17 protein-coding genes and 1 tRNA gene are annotated in these 21261 nt (G+C 45.3%); 11 read left to right on the top strand and 7 right to left on the bottom strand.

The genetic code is table 11. The features are described from left to right. Positions 1–6 precede the first annotated feature (6 nt). Positions 7–83: transfer RNA gene (locus tag L3V33_RS22855), tRNA-Asp, on the top strand. Positions 84–1003: 920 nt separating this feature from the next. Here the strand turns inward: L3V33_RS22855 and L3V33_RS22850 are convergent. Genes L3V33_RS22850 through hemC form a run of 4 tightly spaced genes read right to left on the bottom strand, consistent with a single transcriptional unit; the run spans position 1004 to position 5100 of the window. Further along, complete coding sequence (locus L3V33_RS22850) at positions 1004–2185, bottom strand: heme biosynthesis HemY N-terminal domain-containing protein (protein ID WP_065205720.1); 1182 nt, start codon at positions 2183–2185, stop codon at positions 1004–1006. Further along, positions 2185–3411: a uroporphyrinogen-III C-methyltransferase gene (locus L3V33_RS22845; protein WP_237291240.1), complete on the bottom strand. Its 1227-nt coding sequence runs from the start codon at positions 3409–3411 to the stop codon at positions 2185–2187. The genes L3V33_RS22850 and L3V33_RS22845 overlap by 1 nt, the downstream gene beginning before the upstream one ends. Before the next feature lie 19 nt (positions 3412–3430). Beyond that, the gene (locus tag L3V33_RS22840) at positions 3431–4159 is read right to left on the bottom strand and encodes a uroporphyrinogen-III synthase (RefSeq protein ID WP_054542664.1); all 729 of its coding nucleotides are present in this window, start codon (positions 4157–4159) and stop codon (positions 3431–3433) included. Between the two features lie 2 nt (positions 4160–4161). Continuing rightward, on the bottom strand, positions 4162–5100 hold the full coding sequence (gene hemC / locus L3V33_RS22835) for a hydroxymethylbilane synthase (RefSeq protein ID WP_009848205.1): 939 nt from the start codon (positions 5098–5100) through the stop codon (positions 4162–4164). 344 nt (positions 5101–5444) lie between these two features. On the opposite strand from hemC, the gene L3V33_RS22830 reads away from it, so the two are divergent. After that, positions 5445–7973 (top strand): class I adenylate cyclase, encoded by a 2529-nt coding sequence (locus tag L3V33_RS22830; protein WP_017084846.1) that lies wholly within the window; start codon positions 5445–5447, stop codon positions 7971–7973. A 68-nt stretch (positions 7974–8041) separates the two neighbouring features. Here L3V33_RS22830 and cyaY read toward each other — a convergent pair whose 3' ends face one another. Continuing rightward, the gene (cyaY, locus tag L3V33_RS22825) at positions 8042–8356 is read right to left on the bottom strand and encodes an iron donor protein CyaY (protein ID WP_171309431.1); all 315 of its coding nucleotides are present in this window, start codon (positions 8354–8356) and stop codon (positions 8042–8044) included. Between cyaY and L3V33_RS22820 the strand changes: the two genes are divergently transcribed. From L3V33_RS22820 to L3V33_RS22785, 8 genes are all read left to right on the top strand, one after another. After that, the gene (locus L3V33_RS22820) at positions 8336–8548 is read left to right on the top strand and encodes a lipoprotein (RefSeq protein WP_017104751.1); all 213 of its coding nucleotides are present in this window, start codon (positions 8336–8338) and stop codon (positions 8546–8548) included. The genes cyaY and L3V33_RS22820 overlap by 21 nt on opposite strands. 42 nt (positions 8549–8590) lie before the next feature. Continuing rightward, positions 8591–9844, top strand: a complete 1254-nt coding sequence (gene lysA / locus L3V33_RS22815) for a diaminopimelate decarboxylase (RefSeq protein WP_009848209.1) — start codon at positions 8591–8593, stop codon at positions 9842–9844. An 11-nt stretch (positions 9845–9855) separates the two neighbouring features. Next, positions 9856–10686: a diaminopimelate epimerase gene (gene dapF, locus L3V33_RS22810; protein WP_004736615.1), complete on the top strand. Its 831-nt coding sequence runs from the start codon at positions 9856–9858 to the stop codon at positions 10684–10686. A gap of 44 nt (positions 10687–10730) precedes the next feature. Then, positions 10731–11429 (top strand): DUF484 family protein, encoded by a 699-nt coding sequence (locus tag L3V33_RS22805; protein WP_237291239.1) that lies wholly within the window; start codon positions 10731–10733, stop codon positions 11427–11429. Next, positions 11398–12330 (top strand): tyrosine recombinase XerC, encoded by a 933-nt coding sequence (gene xerC, locus L3V33_RS22800; RefSeq protein ID WP_065205724.1) that lies wholly within the window; start codon positions 11398–11400, stop codon positions 12328–12330. The genes L3V33_RS22805 and xerC overlap by 32 nt, the downstream gene beginning before the upstream one ends. Before the next feature lie 15 nt (positions 12331–12345). Beyond that, positions 12346–13062, top strand: a complete 717-nt coding sequence (gene yigB, locus L3V33_RS22795) for a 5-amino-6-(5-phospho-D-ribitylamino)uracil phosphatase YigB (RefSeq protein ID WP_017090345.1) — start codon at positions 12346–12348, stop codon at positions 13060–13062. Positions 13063–13232: 170 nt separating this feature from the next. Next, entirely contained in the window at positions 13233–15731 is a 2499-nt protein-coding gene (locus L3V33_RS22790; protein ID WP_237291238.1) for an EAL domain-containing protein, read from the top strand. 192 nt (positions 15732–15923) lie between these two features. Then, positions 15924–18404: an EAL domain-containing protein gene (locus L3V33_RS22785; protein WP_237291237.1), complete on the top strand. Its 2481-nt coding sequence runs from the start codon at positions 15924–15926 to the stop codon at positions 18402–18404. Positions 18405–18584: 180 nt separating this feature from the next. On the opposite strand, the gene L3V33_RS22780 is transcribed toward L3V33_RS22785, so the two are convergent. Then, entirely contained in the window at positions 18585–19181 is a 597-nt protein-coding gene (locus tag L3V33_RS22780; RefSeq protein WP_146458258.1) for a DTW domain-containing protein, read from the bottom strand. Positions 19182–19183: 2 nt separating this feature from the next. After that, a complete protein-coding gene (locus L3V33_RS22775) occupies positions 19184–20728 on the bottom strand; it encodes a hypothetical protein (RefSeq protein WP_237291236.1) in 1545 nt (514 codons plus the stop codon). Positions 20729–20767: 39 nt separating this feature from the next. Here L3V33_RS22775 and L3V33_RS22770 point away from each other — a divergent pair, with 39 nt between their 5' ends. Beyond that, positions 20768–21235 (top strand): EVE domain-containing protein, encoded by a 468-nt coding sequence (locus L3V33_RS22770; protein WP_017096078.1) that lies wholly within the window; start codon positions 20768–20770, stop codon positions 21233–21235. Positions 21236–21261 lie beyond the last annotated feature (26 nt).

Below are 21261 nucleotides of genomic sequence, written 5' to 3'. Positions count from 1 at the left end.
CACTGCGGAGTGGTAGTTCAGTTGGTTAGAATACCGGCCTGTCACGCCGGGGGTCGCGGGTTCGAGTCCCGTCCACTCCGCCACTTATTAAAAAAGCCCTGCTAGAAATAGCAGGGCTTTTTTACATCTCAAGAAAAGTGTTTTGCCCTTCGGCCGAAGAGCCCCACAAAGGGTTTGCTTGAAGTCCGCAACCCCGGCCATTGCGCTACTTATTAGAAAGCCTAGTCTGACGACTAGGCTTTCGTCGTTTCTGGGGTATGTGTTTTAACTCTTGGCTTTGGCTTCCGTAAAAGGTTGTTTTGGCTAGTAATCGTTGAATCGACGATTGATTAGAAAGCTGTGCTAAGCAATAGCCGGGCTTTGCGATCTAACATGACAAATTGATTTTAATTAATAAGTTAGCAGGAGTTTTCTCAGTAGCTGTGGCTTCTTAATTACTTCTGTTGAGTGATGATTAAGCCGCGCTTTAAACTTCGGAGTTTTGCTGTGTCCCAGAATTGATTTCGTCTAGAGTCTGAAACTCGGCTGCTATACATTCACTTCTTCAATCTTAAACCAAGCTATCTGATCGTTATTCCTTCAAAAATCTATATAAAGGTTGTCAGTCAGCTCAAATGGATTCTAAACAGCTTGTTTTATAGTTTGCTAAAACTACATACGGATAGATCTAACGTATCCCTCAGTGTTTTTTAGGAAACCTTGCGGGGGATTTCATGAAGATTTAACCTCATGACTTAAAATCAGTACTTATAAAGCATTAATAGCATTTGAAAACCCATGATCAAGATGTGTGACTTATGGATTGTTCCAAACTAGGTAGGTCTTATTAAAAATGGACGATGCTTCGGTCAGCAATAAGCTGGGTGTGGAGAATGGATTTGGATTGAACACTTTTACCATCGTGCCTAGTGTTTGCTTATTCGTACTGAGCAAGTTACTTAAGGTAAACAGTAGATACAAAAAAGCCGACGCTAGGCATCGGCTTCATGTTAGTTGTATCAGTTTAAGCTGGTTGAACGAGAGCGAGTGCCTTACGAGATACTTCGTGCGCTGCCTTCGTTAAGTTTTGCTTTTCTAGTGCATCAGATAGGTATCCGTAATCTGATACGTTTGAGCGAAGTGCTAGTGCTTTCTCGAAGTGGGTTTGTGCTTCTGCCCACTTCTGTTCTCTTAAGTAGAACTGAGCCAATGCGCTGTGTGCTTCGGCATTGCCACCATCTTTACTGATGGCGCGCTCTAGCATCACAACGACTGGGTGGTGATCGGCAAGGTTAAGCTCTGGAAGCAACATGTAGAGCTCATTTGAACCACTCTTCGCAATGTTCTCTTTGATCACAGTGAAGGCTTCTGAGTCAGCTTTACGAGCGATCAGTTGCTTCACAAAGCAGGAAACAAGGTGAGAGCTTTGTTTCTGCTTTCTTGAAAGTTTGTTCCAATGACTGATTAAACCTTCGCTACCTTGCTGCTGTGCCACATCGTGAAGCAAGCCGCATTGTGCTTTTTGTTCTAACTCAACTTGCTCATCAGCCGTAAGAAGCTTGTTTTTAGCTAGCTTAGGCGTTAACTCTAGTAATGGCTGCCAGAGTTTAAGCTGCATGTAGGTGGCTTTTAATAGGCCAAGTACAGCGGTGTTATTAGGATATGTACCTTTTAAGGTCGAAAGTGTGTCGAATGCGGCTTCGTAGTTCGACTCACTGATCTGTTGTTTTGCTTTAGTTAGCTCAACGGCCAGTAGAGAGTCCTCTTGTTGGCTAGCAAGCTCGATGTACTTATCACGCTCACTCGTATTACCTTGTTCGTGAGCAGCTTGAGAAGCGACTAAATAACAAAGTAGAGGCATGTCGTGATGATTAGCCCAACGAGTTACTTTCCTCTCTGCGCCTTTCCAATCACCTTCAAGAAGCTTGATGATGCCTTCATTGGTATAACGACGAGAGCGTTTTAGTTTACGAACACTGAACCAGTTCCAAGTCGTTGAGCTTGCGTACATAAGCTTTTTGAATAGGTACTCCAAGCCGAATAGAGCAGCGAGAAGAGCAATGACAAATATAACCAGTGTTGTCACACTCATCTCAATGGTCTTATTTGCTATCGAGATCAGGACATAACCTTGCTGACCTGAGAACTGGGTACCGACAACTAATCCGGCACCTAGAACGAGAAAAAGAAAAATCCAGCGAATCATTATTTCTCCTCCGTGGTCATAACGGTCACTTCACGACGTAGGCGCTCACGTATAACATCTGACAACTCATTTTGAGACTCAAGTTTTACAGGGTATTTCACAGAGATATTCTGCTCACTTAACTGTTTAATCGCCTTCTCAAATTCAATCACTGAGTTGTTATCTTGGTTTAGGTACGCTTTCGACCACTCGCTAGCGGTATTAAGTGCAGCACTGTAGACATCACCTTGCTCTTTGTAGACAGCGCGAATTGCAGTCTCTAATTTGCCCTTGATATTCTCACGTAGGTAGAAGTGTTGCTCAGGAGAGAGTAGAGGGATGACTTCACCATCACGACTACGGAAGGTGATGAAGTTTTCTGAGAAGTCTTTCATCGACGTCATCAGGTTGTTCTGCCAATCATTAATATCTTTCGATACCGCTTTTTTCTCAACAACTGCAGCTTCTGGAAGAATTGCATTGGCAAGCGGTAGCGTATCGACTTGCTGTTGTAGGCTCGTGATGCGCAAAACTAAGCCATCGCGGTCGATAAGAGGGATAGTACGAAGCTTAGTAATGTCATTGGTCATTGATTGGCGCAGTGACACTAAGCTTGGGTCATTTAGTGCTGCGATACGTTGATCGGCGCTTTCCATTAGTTTGGTTGCGCTAACGGCATCATGCTCAAGGAACAATTTACGACCTGCTAGTTTTACTAGGTAATCGGCTTCAGCAAGCAACCAGTCATTTGGTCGACGGCCTTTAACGTCAGCTACTGCTAACTGCAGACTTTGAATACTCTTTTGTTGCTGGGATTGTACGACCTGAGTTTTCTCCACTGCGTGAGAAGCTTCTTGGATAGTCTCTTGCTTGATGGTTTGCAGGTCTTTATTTACTGCAGATTGGGTATTTTGCAGTTGTGTTTGAAGAGCCGAGATTTGAGCCGAGTATTCAGCGCTCTTTTGCTGCATTTGAAATGCGATACCGCCACTGAAAATAATAGAAATAGCGATCGCAATAGCGCCTAGTTTGACACCGCGCTTACCTTGCTTTTCTGCTTTCTCGATTTGCTCTTTATGCTCAACTTGAGGCTGTTCACTTTGAACCGTATTTGACGCAGAGGCATCAAGTTTTTTTTCAGGCTGTTTTGTCTCTGTAGATTCAGCTTTTTCGTTTTCAATAACTACTGGCTGAATGTCTTGTTTTTTTTCAGGTTCAATATGCTCATTATTTTTTTTGCTTGTCATGCTTATTTCCTGTTTCTAGCTAGGGCCGGAGAGCAGCCAGTAATATTTGGTTCGTAGCACTGTGAGTATTGGTCACGTTCGAGAAACCGAGTTGTTGTGCTCGTTCTACTATGCGCTGGCTTGGGACAAATAGTTGTCTCGTTGAAAGCCAAGCCAAATACTCATCAGGGGTAATTGAGCAGAGATACTCCAATTGTTCCTGACTAGTGATGACAACTTTGGACGTTTTTTTGTTTATCCATGTTTGATAGATATTGTGATCGTTAATGGGAATATATTCTCTACGGTAGGTCTCACAATAAGAGACTTGTGCACCTCGATTGAGTAAAGAATCTCTAATGAGCTCACGCCCACCATTTCCACGCAGTATCAAAATGGATTTATTATCTACGCCATTAAGTTCAGTAAGTTTGAGAAGATGTTCACTATCACTCACTTGGGGATAGTTTACTTTTTGTTTACTAACTTTGCTTAAAACGTGCGCAGTTTTTTGACCAACGCCAAGATAAAGCGGCGAAGTTGGCCAAATAGATGAAGTTTTCGAAAGGATGTTTTGGGCAGCGGTCACAGCGTGGTGACTGACTGCAATAATGATATCGCTGTTATTAAGCTGGGTGCTTAAATCCGATGAGTGTGGATTATCAACGATACGAATAAGCGGATGATGGATTGCTTGAATCCCCTCATCCGCTAGTTGTTGGCAAAGCGATTGTCCCTCTGAGCCGGGACGTGTCACCAACACTGTCATGATTATTCTTGGTCAGCGTAGAGCTTGGTTAAGATTTCTCGCGCGCCATCATCCAGCAATTGATTTGCCAGAGTAACGCCAAGCGCTTCTGCATCTTTGCGAAGGCCAGAGATCTCACCACGAACCATTTTAGAACCATCCGGTTCGCCTACTAATGCACGTAGCCAGATATTATCGCCATCTAATAATGAGTAGCTGCCGATAGGAACCTGACAACCACCTTCTAGGGTAAGGTTCATTGCACGTTCGCACAGTACACGATCAGCCGTGTCTTTATGATTCAGTGGTTCAAGGAGTTTAATTAGACGCTCGTCATCAAGGCGACACTCAATACCAACAGCGCCTTGGCCAACAGCAGGGAGAGATTGCTCTGGTTCGATGAAGCTACGAATACGCTCTTCTAGCTCTAGACGTTTAAGACCTGCAGCAGCCAGTACGATCGCATCGTATTGACCATCATCGAGTTTACCTAGACGAGTACCAACATTGCCGCGCAGTTCTTTGATGATGAGATCTGGGCGGTATTCTAGCAACTGACATTGACGACGCAGGCTACATGTACCCACGACAGCACCTTGTGGTAGCTCGTCGATATTGTTGTAAGTGTTTGAAACGAAAGCATCACGAGGGTCTTCGCGTTCACAGATAGTTACTAGACCTAGACCTTCAGGGAAGTCGACCGGTACATCTTTCATTGAGTGAACGGCTAGGTCAGCACGGCCTTCTAGCATGGCTACTTCGAGTTCTTTAACGAACAGCCCTTTACCACCCACTTTAGCCAGCGGGGTATCTAGGATGATGTCACCTTTGGTCACCATAGTTACCAACTCAACCTCTAAACCAGGGTGAGCAGCTTGCAGTGCATCCCTTACAAAGTATGCCTGCCAAAGGGCAAGAGGGCTTTTTCTGGTCGCGATACGGATTGGTGCTGAATTTGTCATGGTGTTTCCGATATAGGTTCTGTAATAGGCTAATCCTACCATTGTGAGGCGAAAATTCTTACTGTTTGATCATTCCATGCTTTGATAGCTGAGGGATTTTCATGAGTTCACCAAAATAGTGTGATTGGTATCTCATTTGAAACATGGGCTATTATTAGAAATAGGTAATAAAGAGGACACTACGGCGCCGTGAGTTTAACTTTTTGTCATCAAGGCATTGGTCAGTATGACAGGTTCCTTTGCTTTACCATTAAGGGTAAAAGTGTTAAATTGATCACGTTTTGTTGCTCCTTTCGTTCAGTAACTAAACAGAAGTGCATTTAATCTCAAACCAAGGACTTACCTTGCAGGCTTACACTCAGACTTTGATTCAACGATTAGACAATCTTAATCAGCAGCGCATTGATCGTGCGTTGGCGTTGATGAATGTCCAAGGCCAGCGAGTTTTCAACCTTATTCCTGCACTACTTCACTTCAATCATCCCATGATGCCTGGTTATTATGACCAACAAGTTCCTTTTGGAATTCGCAGCTTCACGCCTAATGAATTCCAAAAGCAATTTGTCTCTGATACCGAATTAACGCTGGGTGGAAAACTCACCGAGGCTGCTGAACCGGCAATCCTGGGCTTGTACACCATGGGCAGTACTTCTTCTATTGGCCAAAGCACTTCAAGTGATCTCGATATCTGGGTGTGTGTTTCTCCGGATATGGATGGCGCATCTCGCGACAGCCTGACCAACAAATGTCTGTTGATTACCGACTGGGCTGAAACCTTAGGGGTTGAAGCTAACTTCTTCTTGATGGATGAACAGCGTTTCCGCTCAAACCATTCTGAAGAGATGACCGGTGATAACTGTGGTTCTTCACAGCACTTATTACTGCTTGATGAGTTCTATCGCTCTGCCGTTCGTTTGGCTGGCCAGCGTTTGTTGTGGCAAATAATTCCTCCAGAAATGGAAGAGTGTTACGACGAGTATGTCCAAGGCCTGTGTCAGGATGGTTATCTTGATTGCTCGCAGTGGATCGATTTCGGCAAGCTGAACCGCATCCCTGCTGAAGAGTACTTTGGTTCAAACCTATGGCAGCTCTATAAGAGTATCGACTCACCGTATAAATCGGTTTTGAAGGCGATCCTGTTAGAAGCTTATTCATGGGAATACCCAAACACCCAACTGCTTAGTATTGATACCAAGCGTCGCTTCTTCGCGGATGAACCGGATCTGTATGGCATGGATAGCTACTATCTGATGCTCGAGAAGGTAACGCGCTATCTAGAACGCATTAACGACCACACTCGATTGGACTTGGTGAGACGCTGTTTCTACCTTAAGACCCACGAGAAGTTGTCACGAGATGCGGGCATTGGTTCTGTTGCGTGGCGTCGTGAAGCCTTAACTGAGATGACTAAGTCTTGGAATTGGGGACATGAAACCATTGCTGAGCTCGATAACCGCCGTAACTGGAAGGTAGAGCAAGTTAAAGTGGTACACCATGCATTACTTGATGCCTTGATGCTGAGCTACCGCAATCTGATTCAGTTTGCGCGTCGTAACGACATCACTTCGGCAATCAGCCCACAAGATATCAGTATCTTGGCTCGTAAGCTTTACGCTGCGTTTGAGGTGTTGCCGGGTAAAGTGACACTACTGAACCCACAAATCTCTCCTGATCTTCATGAACCAGACTTGAGCTTCATCGAAGTTCGTCAGGGTCAGTCGAATAAAGCCGGTTGGTACTTGTATAAGCAGCCACTGGTAGCGCATCGTATTCTTGGTCAGCCTTCTCTGGAACACCATGAGTACTTGAGTAAGTTGGTTGCTTGGTCGTTTTTTAATGGCTTGATTACCGAGTCGACGCGTTTGCACTCTGTGGTACGTGACGCTCAGATTGATATCGATAAGTTCTACCAAATGGTGAGCGACCTGCGTAATACCTTCTCTTTACGTAAGCGCCGCCCGAGTATGCAAGCTCTGGCGAGCCCGTGTGAAATAAGCCAACTGGCGATGTTCATCAACTTTGAAAGTGACCCAACTTCTGAATTAAGTGGTCGTGCGTTGAAGGTTGATCTTAAGAACGCCGATATCTTCAGTTTTGGTGAAGAGGGTAAGAGTTTAGTCGGCAGTGTTGATCTGGTTTATCGTAACTCTTGGCATGAAGTACGTACGCTTCATTTCCAAGGTGATACTGCAATGCTCGACGCGTTAAAGACGGTACTTGGTAAAATGCACCAAGATGCTTTACCGCCAGAATCGGTCGATGTGTTCTGTTACAGCAAAAACCTGCGTGGTGTGATGCGTAATATGGTGTATCAACTGCTTGCTGAGTGTATCGACTTACGATTGAAACCGATTGAGCCGGAGAAGCGCCGCCGCTTCAAGGCTATTCGTCTGGCAAACAAGATGTTTGGCCTGTTCTTTGAACGTCGTGGCGTTTCGGTGCAGATGCTGGAAAACTCGGTCGATTTCTATCGTAGTATCTCGACGAATAAGCTGAAGGGCTCACCTTTACTGATGCTCGATAAAGAGCAAGAGTATCAGCTACCAGAAGTGGTTGATGGTTTTGCGAGTGAAGGTTTAATTCAATTTTTCTTTGAGGATACCGACAAAGGTTTCAATATTTATGTATTGGACGAGTCGAATCAAGTTGAGGTGTATCACCAATACAGCGGTGAAAAAGATGAGATGATCGCGAGCGTGAATTCTTTCTACACTTCAGTAAAAGATGAGTCGAAGGTGTCATCTAAGTTGATTAATTTCAATCTACCTCAGTACTACCAAATTGTTCATCCTGAAGAAGGTAACTCTTACGTGGTGCCTTACCGTAATGATGCGACTTTAGCTTCTCGGAGCTCAAAGATAGTCAACATCTAGGTTTATTCTCGATAATTGATATTAAGAAAGGAGTGATTGATTCACTCCTTTTTGTTTTTTACCAATAATTAGACCCAATTGATCGCTTCATCTGCGTGCTTCGCGCATTCTTCTTTAACCATCTCAAACAATTCCATGCCCGTCTTAGAACATGTCCACTTGTCGTCGATTAGCTTGAAATGAAAACCACCAGATTTAGACGCTAACCAGATTTCTTTCATTGGTTCTTGGCGGTTGATAATGATTTGGCTGCGGTTCTCAAACTCCAGCGTCATTACGTTACCAGTCACTTCGTAATCAATATCTGCCTCTGATTCATCGATAGCTTCTTCGATGTTTTGCATCTGTATATCGACCAGTTGATGAAATTCAGTCTCGTTCATCCTTTCTATCCTATTGCTTTTCCTGAGTGTGGTGCGATTATAGGGGGCATTGAGTTAATAATCACGATATGCAAAATGAAAAAATTAATTACCGCTCTGTTTATGGTGTCCGTTATTGGACTTTCTGGTTGTGGTCAAACGGGTCCTTTGTACGATCCTGATGAAGTTCAGCAGACTGAACAATCACAATAAGTGAAAACACGCAGAAATCGTTATTTATAAGGGATAAGAACTTTGGATTACTTCAACTATCAGGAAGATGGCCAGCTTTGGGCTGAGGACGTCGCACTTTCACAACTAGCAGAGCAATATGGTACACCGCTGTATGTATATTCTCGTGCAACATTAGAGCGCCACTGGAATGCGTTTGATTCGTCGGTTGGCGAGCACCCACACTTAGTGTGTTATGCCGTTAAAGCTAACTCGAACCTTGGCGTGTTGAATACTTTGGCTCGCTTGGGCTCTGGCTTCGACATCGTTTCTGGCGGTGAGCTAGAGCGTGTAGTTGCTGCCGGTGGCGATCCAGCAAAAGTTGTTTTCTCTGGTGTCGGCAAAACAGCCGCTGAAATGAAGCGTGCGCTTGAGTTGAACATAAAATGTTTTAACGTAGAGTCTGAGCCAGAATTGGAGCGACTGAATAAAGTGGCTGGTGAGCTTGGTGTTAAAGCGCCGATTTCACTGCGTATTAACCCAGATGTTGATGCGAACACTCACCCTTACATTTCTACGGGTCTGCGTGATAACAAATTCGGCATTGCCTTCGACCGTGCTCCTGCAGTTTATGCGTTTGCAAAAACACTCGATAACTTGTCTATCCACGGTATTGATTGCCACATCGGTTCCCAATTAACGGATATCGAACCTTTTATCGATGCCACTGATCGTCTGCTTGCACTGATTGACCAACTACGCGCCAATGATATCAACATCAAGCACCTTGATGTTGGTGGCGGTTTGGGCGTGGTTTACCGAGATGAATTACCACCACAACCTTCCGATTACGCGAAGGCTTTGTTAGCTCGTCTAGACAATCATTCTGATCTAGAGTTGATTTTCGAGCCTGGAAGAGCGATTGCTGCGAACGCTGGTGTACTATTAACGAAAGTCGAGTTCCTGAAGCCAACAGAGCATAAAAACTTTGCCATCATCGATGCGGCAATGAACGATCTAATGCGCCCGGCACTTTACCAAGCTTGGCAGGATATTGTGCCAGTGAGCCCGCGTCAGGGTGAAGCGGTGACTTACGACTTGGTTGGCCCTATCTGTGAGACGGGTGACTTCCTAGGTAAAGACCGTGACCTTGTTCTTGAAGAAGGCGATCTATTGGCCGTTCGTTCTGCAGGTGCTTATGGCTTTGCTATGTCATCTAACTACAACACTCGTTCGCGTGCGGCTGAAGTGATGGTTGATGGCGATAAAACTCATTTGGTTCGTCAGCGTGAAGAGCTTACGAGTCTGTGGGAACTTGAAAACATTCTTCCGGAGTAATTTTAAGCGTTATGCACTTCCACTTTTCTAAAATGCATGGTTTGGGCAATGATTTCATGGTCGTGGACTGCATTACTCAAAATATTTTCTTTTCTCCAGATTTGATCCGTCGTTTGGCGGATCGTCACACTGGTGTGGGCTTTGATCAGCTACTTGTGGTCGAGGCTCCCTATGATCCAGAAACCGACTTCCATTACCGCATATTCAATGCGGATGGCAGTGAGGTGGAGCAGTGTGGTAATGGTGCGCGTTGTTTTGCTCGATTTGTTCGCATGAAAGGCTTAACGAATAAGTACAGCATCAACGTGAGCACCAAGAAAGGTAAAATGGTTCTCAAGATTGAAGACAATGATCAGATCACTGTCAACATGGGCATTCCTGAGTTTGAACCTGGCAAAATCCCATTCAAGGCAAAGCAGCCTGAGAAGACGTATATCTTAAGAACGGATGTACACACCTTGTTCTGCGGTGCCGTAAGCATGGGTAACCCGCATGTGGTTACTGTTGTTGATGACGTCGATACTGCAGATGTGGAGACCTTAGGTCCGCTTCTTGAATCACATGAACGCTTCCCTGAGCGTGTTAATGCTGGCTTTATGCAAGTGATTAACCGTGAAGAAGTTCGTTTACGTGTTTATGAACGCGGTGCGGGTGAAACTCAGGCATGTGGCAGCGGTGCATGTGGCGCAGTTGCGGTTGGTATCAATCAAGGTTTGCTGGCTGAGAACGTGAAAGTTCGTCTACCTGGTGGTGATTTGCAGATTAGTTGGCAAGGTCCGGGTAAACCTCTGTTTATGACTGGCCCGGCAACCCATGTGTTTGATGGTCAACTTTCTTGCTAATAAACATTCATAACCAATAGATTCATAAAAATAAAGGATAGGTTTTGTCTTACGTTCAAGCCGACGCACTCACCGCAGAAGTGGTCGCGGAATATTTACGTGATAACCCAGATTTTTTCCAAGACAGGAAAGGTTTGGTTGATCGCCTTGCTATCAATAATGTTGAGCAGGGTGCTGTTTCTCTGGTGGAGGTTCAGCTTAAACGCCAACGCCACCGAATCGAAGAGCTAGAGGAAGAAATCACTGGCTTGATGTCGTTGGCAGCGAATAACGATAAAACCTTCTATGAATTTATGGATCTGCAAGCTCAGGTATTGAAATGCAGTGATTTCATGCAAGTCATTAAGGCGGTTGAACAAAAGGCGATTGAATTAGGTTTGAAAGCTCATATTCGCGTACTGTCTCAGTTGGGCTTTTATCAGCTTAACGGAGAGCGTTATTCGAAGTTTTCATTGAACCATTTCAACGGTAAAGATGCTTATTTAGGGCGCTTGAGAAAAGCGGACAGACAAGATTTGTTTGGTGATTTTCCAGTTCCAGAGCTAGGCTCTTATGTAGTACTTCCGCTTGCTAAGCAGTCTCCATTGGGTTTGCTTGCCTTTTCTAGTGAAGATGGCGGACATTTCCAACCTCATATGGATACGCTATTTTTACGCCATTTAGCACTTGTTGTGTCTCATTTGGCGGACACCTTACCTTGGCAGATAAATAATGAGCCTAGAGCCCAAAATACCTCTTCCTAACAGCCTTCAAAAGCCACTTTCTCGCTTCTATGAATATCTCAGAAGCGAGAAGGGACTCAGCCTACACACCCAACGTAATTACAAACAACAACTTGAAACTATGGCTTCTCATTTGGTCACACTTGGACTGAAAGATTGGGGCCAAGTAGACGCGGCGTGGGTAAGACAACTTGCCAGCAAAGGCATGCGTGAAGGAATGAAAGCGAGCAGTATCGCGACGCGCTTATCTTCACTACGCAGCTTCTTTGATTTCCTAGTGTTACGTGGCGAAATGACTGCAAACCCAGCCAAAGGGGTTTCTGCACCTCGCAAACAGCGTCCTTTACCTAAAAATCTCGATGTCGATGAAGTTGGACAGTTGCTTGACGTGAATGAAGACGATCCATTATCGATTCGTGATCGAGCGATGATGGAGGTGATGTATGGTGCAGGTTTACGTCTCGCTGAACTGGTTGGCATCAATCTTAAAGATGTGCTGGGCCGGCAAGGCGAAATCCGAGTGATTGGTAAGGGAGACAAAGAACGCAAAGCGCCGTTTTCAGGACTGGCTAAAGAGTGGGTCGATAAATGGCTCAAAGTGCGCGGTGATCTTGCTTCTCCGGGAGAAAAGGCCCTGTTTGTGTCCAAGTTAGGGACCCGGATCTCCCATCGCAGTGTGCAAAAGCGCATGGAAGAGTGGGGTAAGAAGCAATCCGTTGCGAGCCATATTAGCCCGCATAAACTGCGTCACTCCTTTGCAACTCACGTGCTTGAATCGAGCCAGAATCTTCGTGCTGTCCAAGAGTTGTTGGGGCATGAAAACATCTCAACTACCCAAATTTATACTCACTTGGACTTCCAGCACTTAGCTCAAGCGTACGATGAGGCTCACCCTCGAGCACGTAAGAAGAATAAAGAATAGATTAAAGGTTTTACTATGCGAATTTATCGAGGGTTGAAGCCCATCAAAGCCATGACCTTTGACTTGGATGACACCCTGTATGACAACTGGCCTGTGATCATGAAGGTAGAAAAAGAGATGGCGCAGTGGCTTTACCAAAAGCACCCTGTGTCGGCTTCTTTATCGCTTGAAGAGTGGCAGGGCATTAAGCAGCAAGTCGCCTCTGAAAACCCAGCTTTAAAGCATGATGTTACTGTTTGGCGTGAAACACAGATTAAGAGTGGCTTACTGCAGTTGGGCTACTCTCAGCAACAAGCTGAACAGGCGGCTCGTGAGGGGATAGAACATGCTTTGTGGTTGCGCAATCAAGTCGATGTTCCTCAAGAAACGCATCGAGTGATGGCAGAACTTAGCCAACGCATTCCTTTGGTTGCGATTACCAATGGCAATGTCGATCCACATAAAATTGGTTTAGGGCAGTATTTTCAACGAATCCTTAAAGCTGGCCCAAACGGTAGAGCAAAACCTTACCCAGATATGTTTGATAAAGCGCAACAATACTTAGATGTTGATGCCATCAACATTCTTCATGTCGGCGATCATCTTAGAACGGATGTTTACGGAGCTAAGCAAAATGGCTTCCAAGCATGCTGGTTTAATGACATTGGTTCCAATTTATACCTCTCTTCGAAGGCGAGTGTGCTGCCTGATGTTGAAATAGAGCAACTTAGCGATCTTATGCGACTAATTTAAAGACCTCTGTAAGCTTATTGTGTCGCATTTATGATATTGAATTGTTACATTAGTCGCAATTAAATGCCTGTTTAGGCTAGGATAATTGGCGACTACTTTTTATCGATTCATTTCAGTCATAGCAGTGGTTGCGGGTTCTTCACTTCACTCTATTTCGATCAAGGGTTGGCATGCAAACATTTACATTTCTCGCAAATACTGAGGAGCTATTTAAATCTCAATTTGATCAGCGAGAGTGGTGTGACAGCAAACAATATCTTATTCAACTTTTCTCTGCCCAATCTTCTGATGTGGCTCGTCGAATCGCGAGTGTTGCTCTCAATCGCCTAAGCAATGCCACCTTAATTGGCCAGAGTGCGCGTCATGTTATCTGTGACAATTGTCTTGAGAGTAGTTGTACCTTAATCATTATTAGTGAGTTTAATGAAACCCGTTTAACCTCCGCGGTTCAGCCTTTTACTGGCAACCCAAACCAAGACAGCCAAGAGCTCGCTTCTCGACTAGATCTCTCGAAAGATGCTAAAACGGTCATCAGCCTATGCGATCAGGTTGAAGGTCGTGATTACCCTATCTATAGCGCCTTTGAAAACCTACCCTATACGTTGCCTGTTGCTGGTGGCTTGTGTCATGAGAATGAATACGGGCGTTGGGTTATGCATAATGAACAGACCTACCAACACGCTTGTGTGGCGGTGGCTCTGACTAACCCCAGATTGAAGGTTTGGTCAGATGCCTATTCTGAGTGGAACCCGATCGGGATGAAACTACGAGTCACACATGCAGTCGGAAATCGCTTATACGCGTTGAACGACAAGCCGGCTATCGACGTATTCAAACATTACCTTGCTGATGGTAAAGATCTCCCTTTCAGTCAGCTGATGAGCTTTCCGCTTTATCGAGAGCTTGGCAGAAAGAAGGGCATATCGACACCGCTGCGCATTAATGATGATGGCAGTATCGAGTTTGATAGTCCTTGGCATGTCGGCGAAGAGGCACAGTTTTGTTATAACCATCCTTCTTTGACCGCAGAAAAAGTGCGTCATGGCGCTGAGATGCTTGCCATGCATCAGCCGGAATCGGTGATCATCTATAACTGCGTCTCTCGACTTGAATTCATCGACAGTAAACTTGAGCTCAAGCCATTTGAGGGGATAGTAAATGCGTGCGGCGCATATTGCATGGGTGAGCTATACCGCAACGACGATCGCCAAGAGATACTGCATCACAGCCTCACCTATATTGCGATGAGAGAGTCGGACGAGATTAATGAGTTTCGTTGTGAAGATTTCCAGCGTGACTCAACGGTATCGCCACTGCTTAATCTCGTTAGAAATGCGGTGGCTGATCTCGACAGTATGAACACGCAGATGGAGAAAAAACTTCATCAACAGGCGCGTCGTTTAACCGAAAGTTACCGCATTGATTCCCGCACCGGGCTGCCCAACCGTATCGTGTTAAAAGAGCGTCTCAATACGATTCTCTTCAGTGAGCACTTACTGACGTTAAAGCTGACTAATTTCCATCAAGTTAACGAGAAGTATGGTTACCAAGTGGGTGACCAGTTGTTACTTGATTTATCTAATCATTTTGTCGAGCGATTACACCTTAGTGTGGCTAAGGAATCTCAGGTGAAAGTAGAGCTGTTCAGCATTGGTGTCGGCGAATGGGCGATCATTTTTAACGCCAATGTTGGCTGCGATAAGATAGAGCAACGTTTCGTTGAGTTTGCTGACGATATTGAGCACATCAATTTTGAGCCGTATGGCTTGGCTGATATTGATTATCTGTCAGTTTCTCTGTGTGGCGGCTTCGCTAGTCGTTGCGATTTCCTAACCGATAGTGGTGATGAGATCTTATTAAAAGCGATCGAAGCTCGACGTTATGGGGTCAGGAATAACACTCACATCACCAATGCTAAAGACATTCAGGTGAGTGAAGAAGATCGCAAAGAGCAACTCGGCTGGCTGAGCTGTGTAAGTCGTGCGATTTTAGATCAGAACATCATCACTTATTCCCAGCCAATTGTGGCATCCGGTACTCACGAAATGATTGGCCAAGAGTGCCTGGTCAGAATTATGGAGTCAGACGGTACCATTGTGCCACCAGGTAAGTTCTTACCTATCATTGCCGACACGCACCTTTACACTCGCCTCAGCCGACACATGATTAAGAACACCATAGGTTATATGGCGGATAAGCAAAGCCCATTTTCTATCAACCTATCCCCGCAAGATTTGTTGAGCGACAAGACGCTTGAGGTACTCGAGACCGCCATCAGTGCTATGAACGATCCCACTCGACTTGGCCTAGAGGTTCTCGAGTCTGAGCAGATTAAAGATTACGGTCGCATGATTGAGGTGTGTGATCACTTCCGTGCTCTCGGGGCGAGAATCATTGTTGATGACTTTGGGTCTGGCTATTCCAATATTGATGAGATCATTAAGCTTGAGCCGCAGATTATCAAACTCGACGGTAGTCTGATTCGCAACATCGACAAAGACCAAAAGCAAAGAAATATCGCCTCTCAGTTGGTTCGCTTATGTCAGGTGTTTAATGCGCAAACCGTCGCTGAATTTGTCCATAACCAACAGGTTTGTGAGATAGCAGAGCAAATGGGTGTCGATTATCTGCAAGGTTATTACTTTGGTGAGCCTAAGCGACTGTTTTAGTTGTTAAAGCTTTCCGTATCCTATTGTGACTTGCTTTAAAAATTGTTTTGCCGCTATTGGTGACTGTTTTGGGTGGAATCAATGATGTCTAACTAACGTCACAATATTTATAAGACGATCGTAAGTATTCCGTGCAAGCCTTATCTATAATAAGCACAATAACCAATCATTAACGTAACGATTAATGTGAATATGCAATCGACCTCTCTCCTGATACAAGACATAGAACAAACCCAGCGTGAATTGCAAAAGATAGATTTTCATCAACATGAAGACCTACTGATTCAGGTGTTTTCTTCTTTCGAGAAAGGTTCGGTTTTGGCTGCCTGCCAAGTGATTCAAGCGGCTTTCCCTAACGCTAGGCTGATTGGCTGTAGTGCAAACCACTACATCAGCCAAGGCGTCATCCTGCATCAAGGCCTCTATCTTATTGTCACTCGCTTCGATGCGACCTCTTACACTTGTGGCGTTGTCGAATACAGCAAGCAACCACTATTAGATAGTCAATCGATGTGGCAGCAGCTTGAGTGTAATACCAATACTCAAAATATCATCTGTTTCGCCGATCGCTTGCAGATAAACAACCGCGACTTATTTTCAGCGTTTGAACAATCGAGATATTCATTGCCTATTTGTGGCGGTGCATCGACCATCACAGATAATGGGCGATGGGTAATGCTAGACGGCATTTGCTATGAGAATGCTTATGTGATGTTGGCGTTGCACAGTGTCGAGCTCGTAACCACCAAGGGTTATTACACCGAGTGGAACCCTATTGGCCGCACTTTTCGTGTCACTGGTGCTCAAGATAACCGGTTGGCTGAATTGGATGGTATGCCTGTTCGCGATCTTTATAATCGCTACCTTGCTGATGGCCTCGAAGTACCTTTCGAGCAACTGCATAATTTCCCCTTGATGGTCGGCGACCCGAAAGAGCAAAACATTCACTTGCCACTCAAGGTGAGAGAATGTGGAGAGATAGAATTTAGTGGTCATTTTCAGATTGGTGATGAGGTCAGGTTTTGTTACGACCACCCTTCACTGACCTTGGAGCAGATCCGACTCGGTGTTCAACAGATTGCCTCTCATAGACCGGAGCAGTTTTTTATCTACAACTGCACCTCTCGTATCGATTTTATTGATGGTAACCAAGAAGTAGAAGTCTTCCAGAAGCTCGCAGACACCTATGGTGTGTACTGCATGGGAGAACTCTATCAAGATCGTGGCCAACAACGAATCCTGCATCATAGCCTCACTTATCTCGCGCTTAGAGAAGGTGAAGGCAAGGCTGTACAGCCATTAGAGACACAACCCACGACCAACATATCGCCTCTGTTTTCATTGATTCGAAATGCACTGCTTGATGTTGATGACATGAACAATAGCATGGCGACTAAGATTCAGCAGCAAGCGACCGCATTGACGGCGAGCTATCGAATTGATCGTCGCACTGGGTTACCCAATAGAAGTGTACTGCGTGAGAAGCTGTCACAAATGAGCTCTGACAGTCATTTGTTGGCTTTGAAGGTCACCACATTTGGTCAAATCAATGAGAAGTATGGTTATCGAGTAGGTGACAAACTTCTGCATGATCTGAGTGAGTACTTTCAGAAAGCACTGTGGCAGTTTTTTGATGAGGGTTGCCAGCTCTACAGTATTGGTATTGGTGAGTGGGCGGTGGTGTTTGATAGTTGGGCCAGCCAAGAACACATTCATCAGCGTTTCTCTGAATTTTCAGATCAAACCGAGCATGTTAATTTTGAGCCGATGGGGCTACCCGATATCGATTATCTTTCGGTTTCGGTCTGCGCAGGTGTCGCGAGTCGTCGCGATTTCCCTACGACCTCCATTGATGATTTATTACTGAAAGCGATTGAAGCTCGACGCAGCGCGGTGAGTCAGAATAAACATCTGGTGAGTGCCAAGGCGTTAATCCAATTAGAGAAGCATCGCCAAGAACAACTCGGTTGGCTATCGTGTGTCAGCCGCGCGGTGCTCAACCAAAATATTGTTGCTTGCTCGCAACCCATTGTATCGGCGCATAGTCATCAAGTAGAAAGCTACGAGTGCTTGGTTCGAATCGAAGAAGATGGTCAGCTGATCGCTCCGGGTAAGTTCTTACCAATCATTGAAGGAACCCACCTCTATACGCGTCTGAGTCGCCAAATGATAACGCGCACTTTTGATTTTATGAGCCAAAGAACGGACTCGTTCTCAATTAACTTAGCGCCACAAGATTTCAGCAATGAGAAAACCATTCTTCACCTTGAACAAGCCATCAAAAAAATCAGTCACCCACAGCGTATTGGCTTAGAGGTGTTAGAAACGGAACAAATTCAGGATTACGGTCGCTTGATCGAGGTGTGTAATCACTTCCGCGATCTTGGTGTGAATATTATTGTCGATGACTTTGGTTCGGGCTATTCGAACATTGATGAGATATTGAAACTGGAGCCACAAGTGATAAAGCTTGATGGCAGTTTAATCCGCAATATCGATCAAGATAAGAAGCAAAGGAAGATAGCCCAGCAACTCGTCAGTCTGTGTCAGATCTTAAATGCTAAGACGGTGGCTGAATTTGTTCATAACGAACAGGTGTGTCGAATCGCAGAGGATATGGGGGTCGATTATTTGCAGGGTTACTACTTTGGTCAGCCTCTACGCTTATTCTGATAGGGAGAGTAAAATCTCTTTTCAGCGAACAGCCAGCGTGTGCGTTTCACGTGAAACACTAAATGGTTCAATAGATTAAAGTACGATGTGAAAAGGGTGAGCTTACGGCTCACCCTTTTTGTTTTTAGTATCTGTCCCGCCCTGAAATGTGCTTATTGCCTTCCTACGCTCCTGCTTGATCTATTTGAGAGCGTGGCCACATTTGTCGGCGTGGAATACTTTTAGATACTGTTGGTAGTAGTCATCAATGAGCTTGGCAGGTTCACTTTCACCTAAAGATTTGAGTAACTCAACACCCACTTCGCAAGTACACAGATGGCCACTGTCTTGATTGCGGCGCAAGGTGTAAGAGGATTCGCTGGTAATGTTGAGGTGAACTTGTGGGACAGCTTGTAACCACGAGCTCTTGTTAAGCATCTTCTTCGCTTCTTGCCATGTGCCATCCAAGATGATGAATAACGGCTTACGATTCTGGGCTTGGGTCATTACAGCTTGCTGGCACTCAATGCTTTGATCACTCGGGAATAAAAGAAACGGTTGTCGTGTTTCATCTTCAAGCAGCGCCATTAGCTCGGCTGGTGGTGTTTTCCTTTGCCACACAATGGACTGACACTGCTCAAGGGATTGCTCAAGCAACTTTCCGGTGTTGGTGTCTCGCAACAGCTCATTCTCATGAGTCAGCAGTACAAGTTCGGTTTGGCTTTCAACCGTCGGTATTAGATGACAAACGCACTGGTGAGTGAAGCCACAACCATGGCAAGCTTGTTGGTTACTCATCTTTACAGCTTAACTCCACTTTGTGCAGGTGATACACCATCAGCAAACAAAACTACATCGCTGATATCAGCATCATCTGTAATTGGAGCAACACTTGGGTTGAGTGGGTAGCTCACACCAGAGTATGACAATGTGTGTTTCGCAGGTGTTGCACCGCCGCCGCTGACATTGAAGATCAGATCTTGCCAACCGTGGTTTTGTGATTTACCTAAGCGTATGTCGCCCTTAACCAATGTCACTCGACTATTGAAGCGCCAGTTATCTTGATGATTTTCAAAAATAAGCAGTGTACAGCCACCAGAGCCACACCAATCGAGCAGGGCAAACAGTTCTTCTTTACCATCGCCATTTAAGTCGTAGGTTAACCAGCGGTACTTGGTATCGTCAGGTGAGCTGTTGTTGATCTTAAAATACTCACGGATCGCTTGGTCGACTTTTTGATCAAGTTGATCTCTGGAGTTCACCTGCTTTGCGGTTAGATCAACGTTAGCGGTGGTGTTGACTTGCGCTTGTGCACTCTTAGCTTCGAATAGCACCAGACCGCCATTGGCAATCGGGTAGACAACGTTGCCCACTTTCTCTTTTTCAGCGACCAGCTTGCCGTTATCGAGCGTGAAGATGCGCTCGGAGATTAAATACTGTTGCTGGTGGCGAGTCATAACCACTTGTACCTGATTTTGGTTCAGTTGCTGCCAGAAGCCTTGTTCAACAATAGAGGGGTCGCCATTGCTGTACGAGTATGTCGTAATGGCGCTGTGGTCATCGTTGAGCTCAAGGTTGATAGAGAATCCAGTGTTCTGCGTTGAGCTAGCGAAGTAGAGTCCGCTCCAGTCCAATGTTGGATCTTGGTTAGAGACCGTTGCACAGCCATTATAGTTACTGTCATTGAGGTTAAGCTTGGCATGCCATCCATAGATAGAATCGCTCATGCCGTCGCTGCAACTCTCTTTTGTAAGGTTGAGTTTGCCTTGCGCGGCTTTACCTTCTAATTGGTAATCACGACTGCTTGGTGTGGTGCGGCTTGATTCAATATCGAGGATCTGTGGCTGTTCGCCCATCTTAGTGTATTTGAGCTGGTCTTTATCGAAGCTTGCTGACCAGAAAGGTTCATTGCCGAATACACGTGTTGAACGCAGGGGTTGGTCACAACGATCAGGGTTTTCTGCGGTGAGGATATTCACTTGATCAACCACGAAACGTGCCGTGAAATCTGCGTTATACCCTGTTTGGCTCGGTACGGTTAGATGACCAATCAGCTCGCCGTATAAGGCTTGGTAAGGTCTCGTTGAGAGCCCTTGCGCTTCTAATGCGAGTTCTGGCGTTAAATCTAACCAGTATTGTTGTTGGCTACCGCAAGGGGTGAAGGTTCGGCTTTCATGGCCAACCACCACCTGGCCACGCATGATGAAGGTTTGCGGTTGAATGCTTAGTGGCTCATCCAAGGTTGCTGGTGGTAGTTCTGGCTTTTGGGGGGAATCTGGTGCTGTGACACAGCCTTGTAGAGCGAATGCGACTAGCCATGTCACTGGGTTTTTCATTACCTTCATGTTATATCTTCCTCGGAGCAACCGTTAATTGGATTTATTATGGCATATTGGTTATTTAAAACAGAACCTGACACCTTCTCTATTCAGACTCTGAGAGTACAAAAAACCTCTTGTTGGGAGGGTGTACGCAACTATCAGGCTCGAAACATGATGCGCGATGACGTTAAGCTTGGAGACCTGGTGATGATATACCATTCATCATGTAAAAAAGTTGGCGTAGCGGGGATCGCTAAAGTAACCAGAGAAGCCTACCCAGACCATTTTCAATTCGATCCAGAAAGTGATTACTACGATGCCAAGTCTTCGCCAGACAACCCACGTTGGATAATGGTGGATGTCGAGTTTGTGCGAGTGACTGAGCGCTTAATTCCTTTGGCAACGCTTAAAGCGATGCCTGAGCTAGCAGAGATGCCGTTGGTTAAACGGGGCAATCGCTTATCCATCATGCCGGTTACAGAGCAAGAGTGGCAGGCGATCTTAAGCAAAGAAGTGCTAGGTTCTCGTTAGCGTTAGAGAGAGCTTTTTACGTAAGG

The sequence above is a fragment of the Vibrio sp. A2-1 genome, from assembly GCF_021728355.1.
GTDB classification, from domain to species: domain Bacteria; phylum Pseudomonadota; class Gammaproteobacteria; order Enterobacterales; family Vibrionaceae; genus Vibrio; species Vibrio splendidus_K.
The sequence above is the reverse complement of the archived record's forward strand: the minus strand, read 5'-3'. Positions and strand labels throughout refer to the sequence as shown.

Excerpts from the sequence above, each read along its gene's own strand:
- L3V33_RS22850 (WP_065205720.1), bottom strand. The coding sequence starts at position 2,185 with ATGATTCGCTGGATTTTTCTTTTTCTCGTTCTAGGTGCCGGATTAGTT.
- cyaY (WP_171309431.1), bottom strand. The coding sequence starts at position 8,356 with ATGAACGAGACTGAATTTCATCAACTGGTCGATATACAGATGCAAAAC.
- xerC (WP_065205724.1), top strand. The coding sequence starts at position 11,398 with ATGAGCCTAGAGCCCAAAATACCTCTTCCTAACAGCCTTCAAAAGCCA.
- L3V33_RS22790 (WP_237291238.1), top strand. The coding sequence starts at position 13,233 with ATGCAAACATTTACATTTCTCGCAAATACTGAGGAGCTATTTAAATCT.
- L3V33_RS22840 (WP_054542664.1), bottom strand. The coding sequence starts at position 4,159 with ATGACAGTGTTGGTGACACGTCCCGGCTCAGAGGGACAATCGCTTTGC.
- L3V33_RS22775 (WP_237291236.1), bottom strand. The coding sequence starts at position 20,728 with ATGAAGGTAATGAAAAACCCAGTGACATGGCTAGTCGCATTCGCTCTA.
- L3V33_RS22770 (WP_017096078.1), top strand. The coding sequence starts at position 20,768 with ATGGCATATTGGTTATTTAAAACAGAACCTGACACCTTCTCTATTCAG.
- L3V33_RS22845 (WP_237291240.1), bottom strand. The coding sequence starts at position 3,411 with ATGACAAGCAAAAAAAATAATGAGCATATTGAACCTGAAAAAAAACAA.
- hemC (WP_009848205.1), bottom strand. The coding sequence starts at position 5,100 with ATGACAAATTCAGCACCAATCCGTATCGCGACCAGAAAAAGCCCTCTT.
- L3V33_RS22785 (WP_237291237.1), top strand. The coding sequence starts at position 15,924 with ATGCAATCGACCTCTCTCCTGATACAAGACATAGAACAAACCCAGCGT.
- L3V33_RS22820 (WP_017104751.1), top strand. The coding sequence starts at position 8,336 with ATGAAATTCAGTCTCGTTCATCCTTTCTATCCTATTGCTTTTCCTGAG.
- L3V33_RS22780 (WP_146458258.1), bottom strand. The coding sequence starts at position 19,181 with ATGAGTAACCAACAAGCTTGCCATGGTTGTGGCTTCACTCACCAGTGC.
- yigB (WP_017090345.1), top strand. The coding sequence starts at position 12,346 with ATGCGAATTTATCGAGGGTTGAAGCCCATCAAAGCCATGACCTTTGAC.
- dapF (WP_004736615.1), top strand. The coding sequence starts at position 9,856 with ATGCACTTCCACTTTTCTAAAATGCATGGTTTGGGCAATGATTTCATG.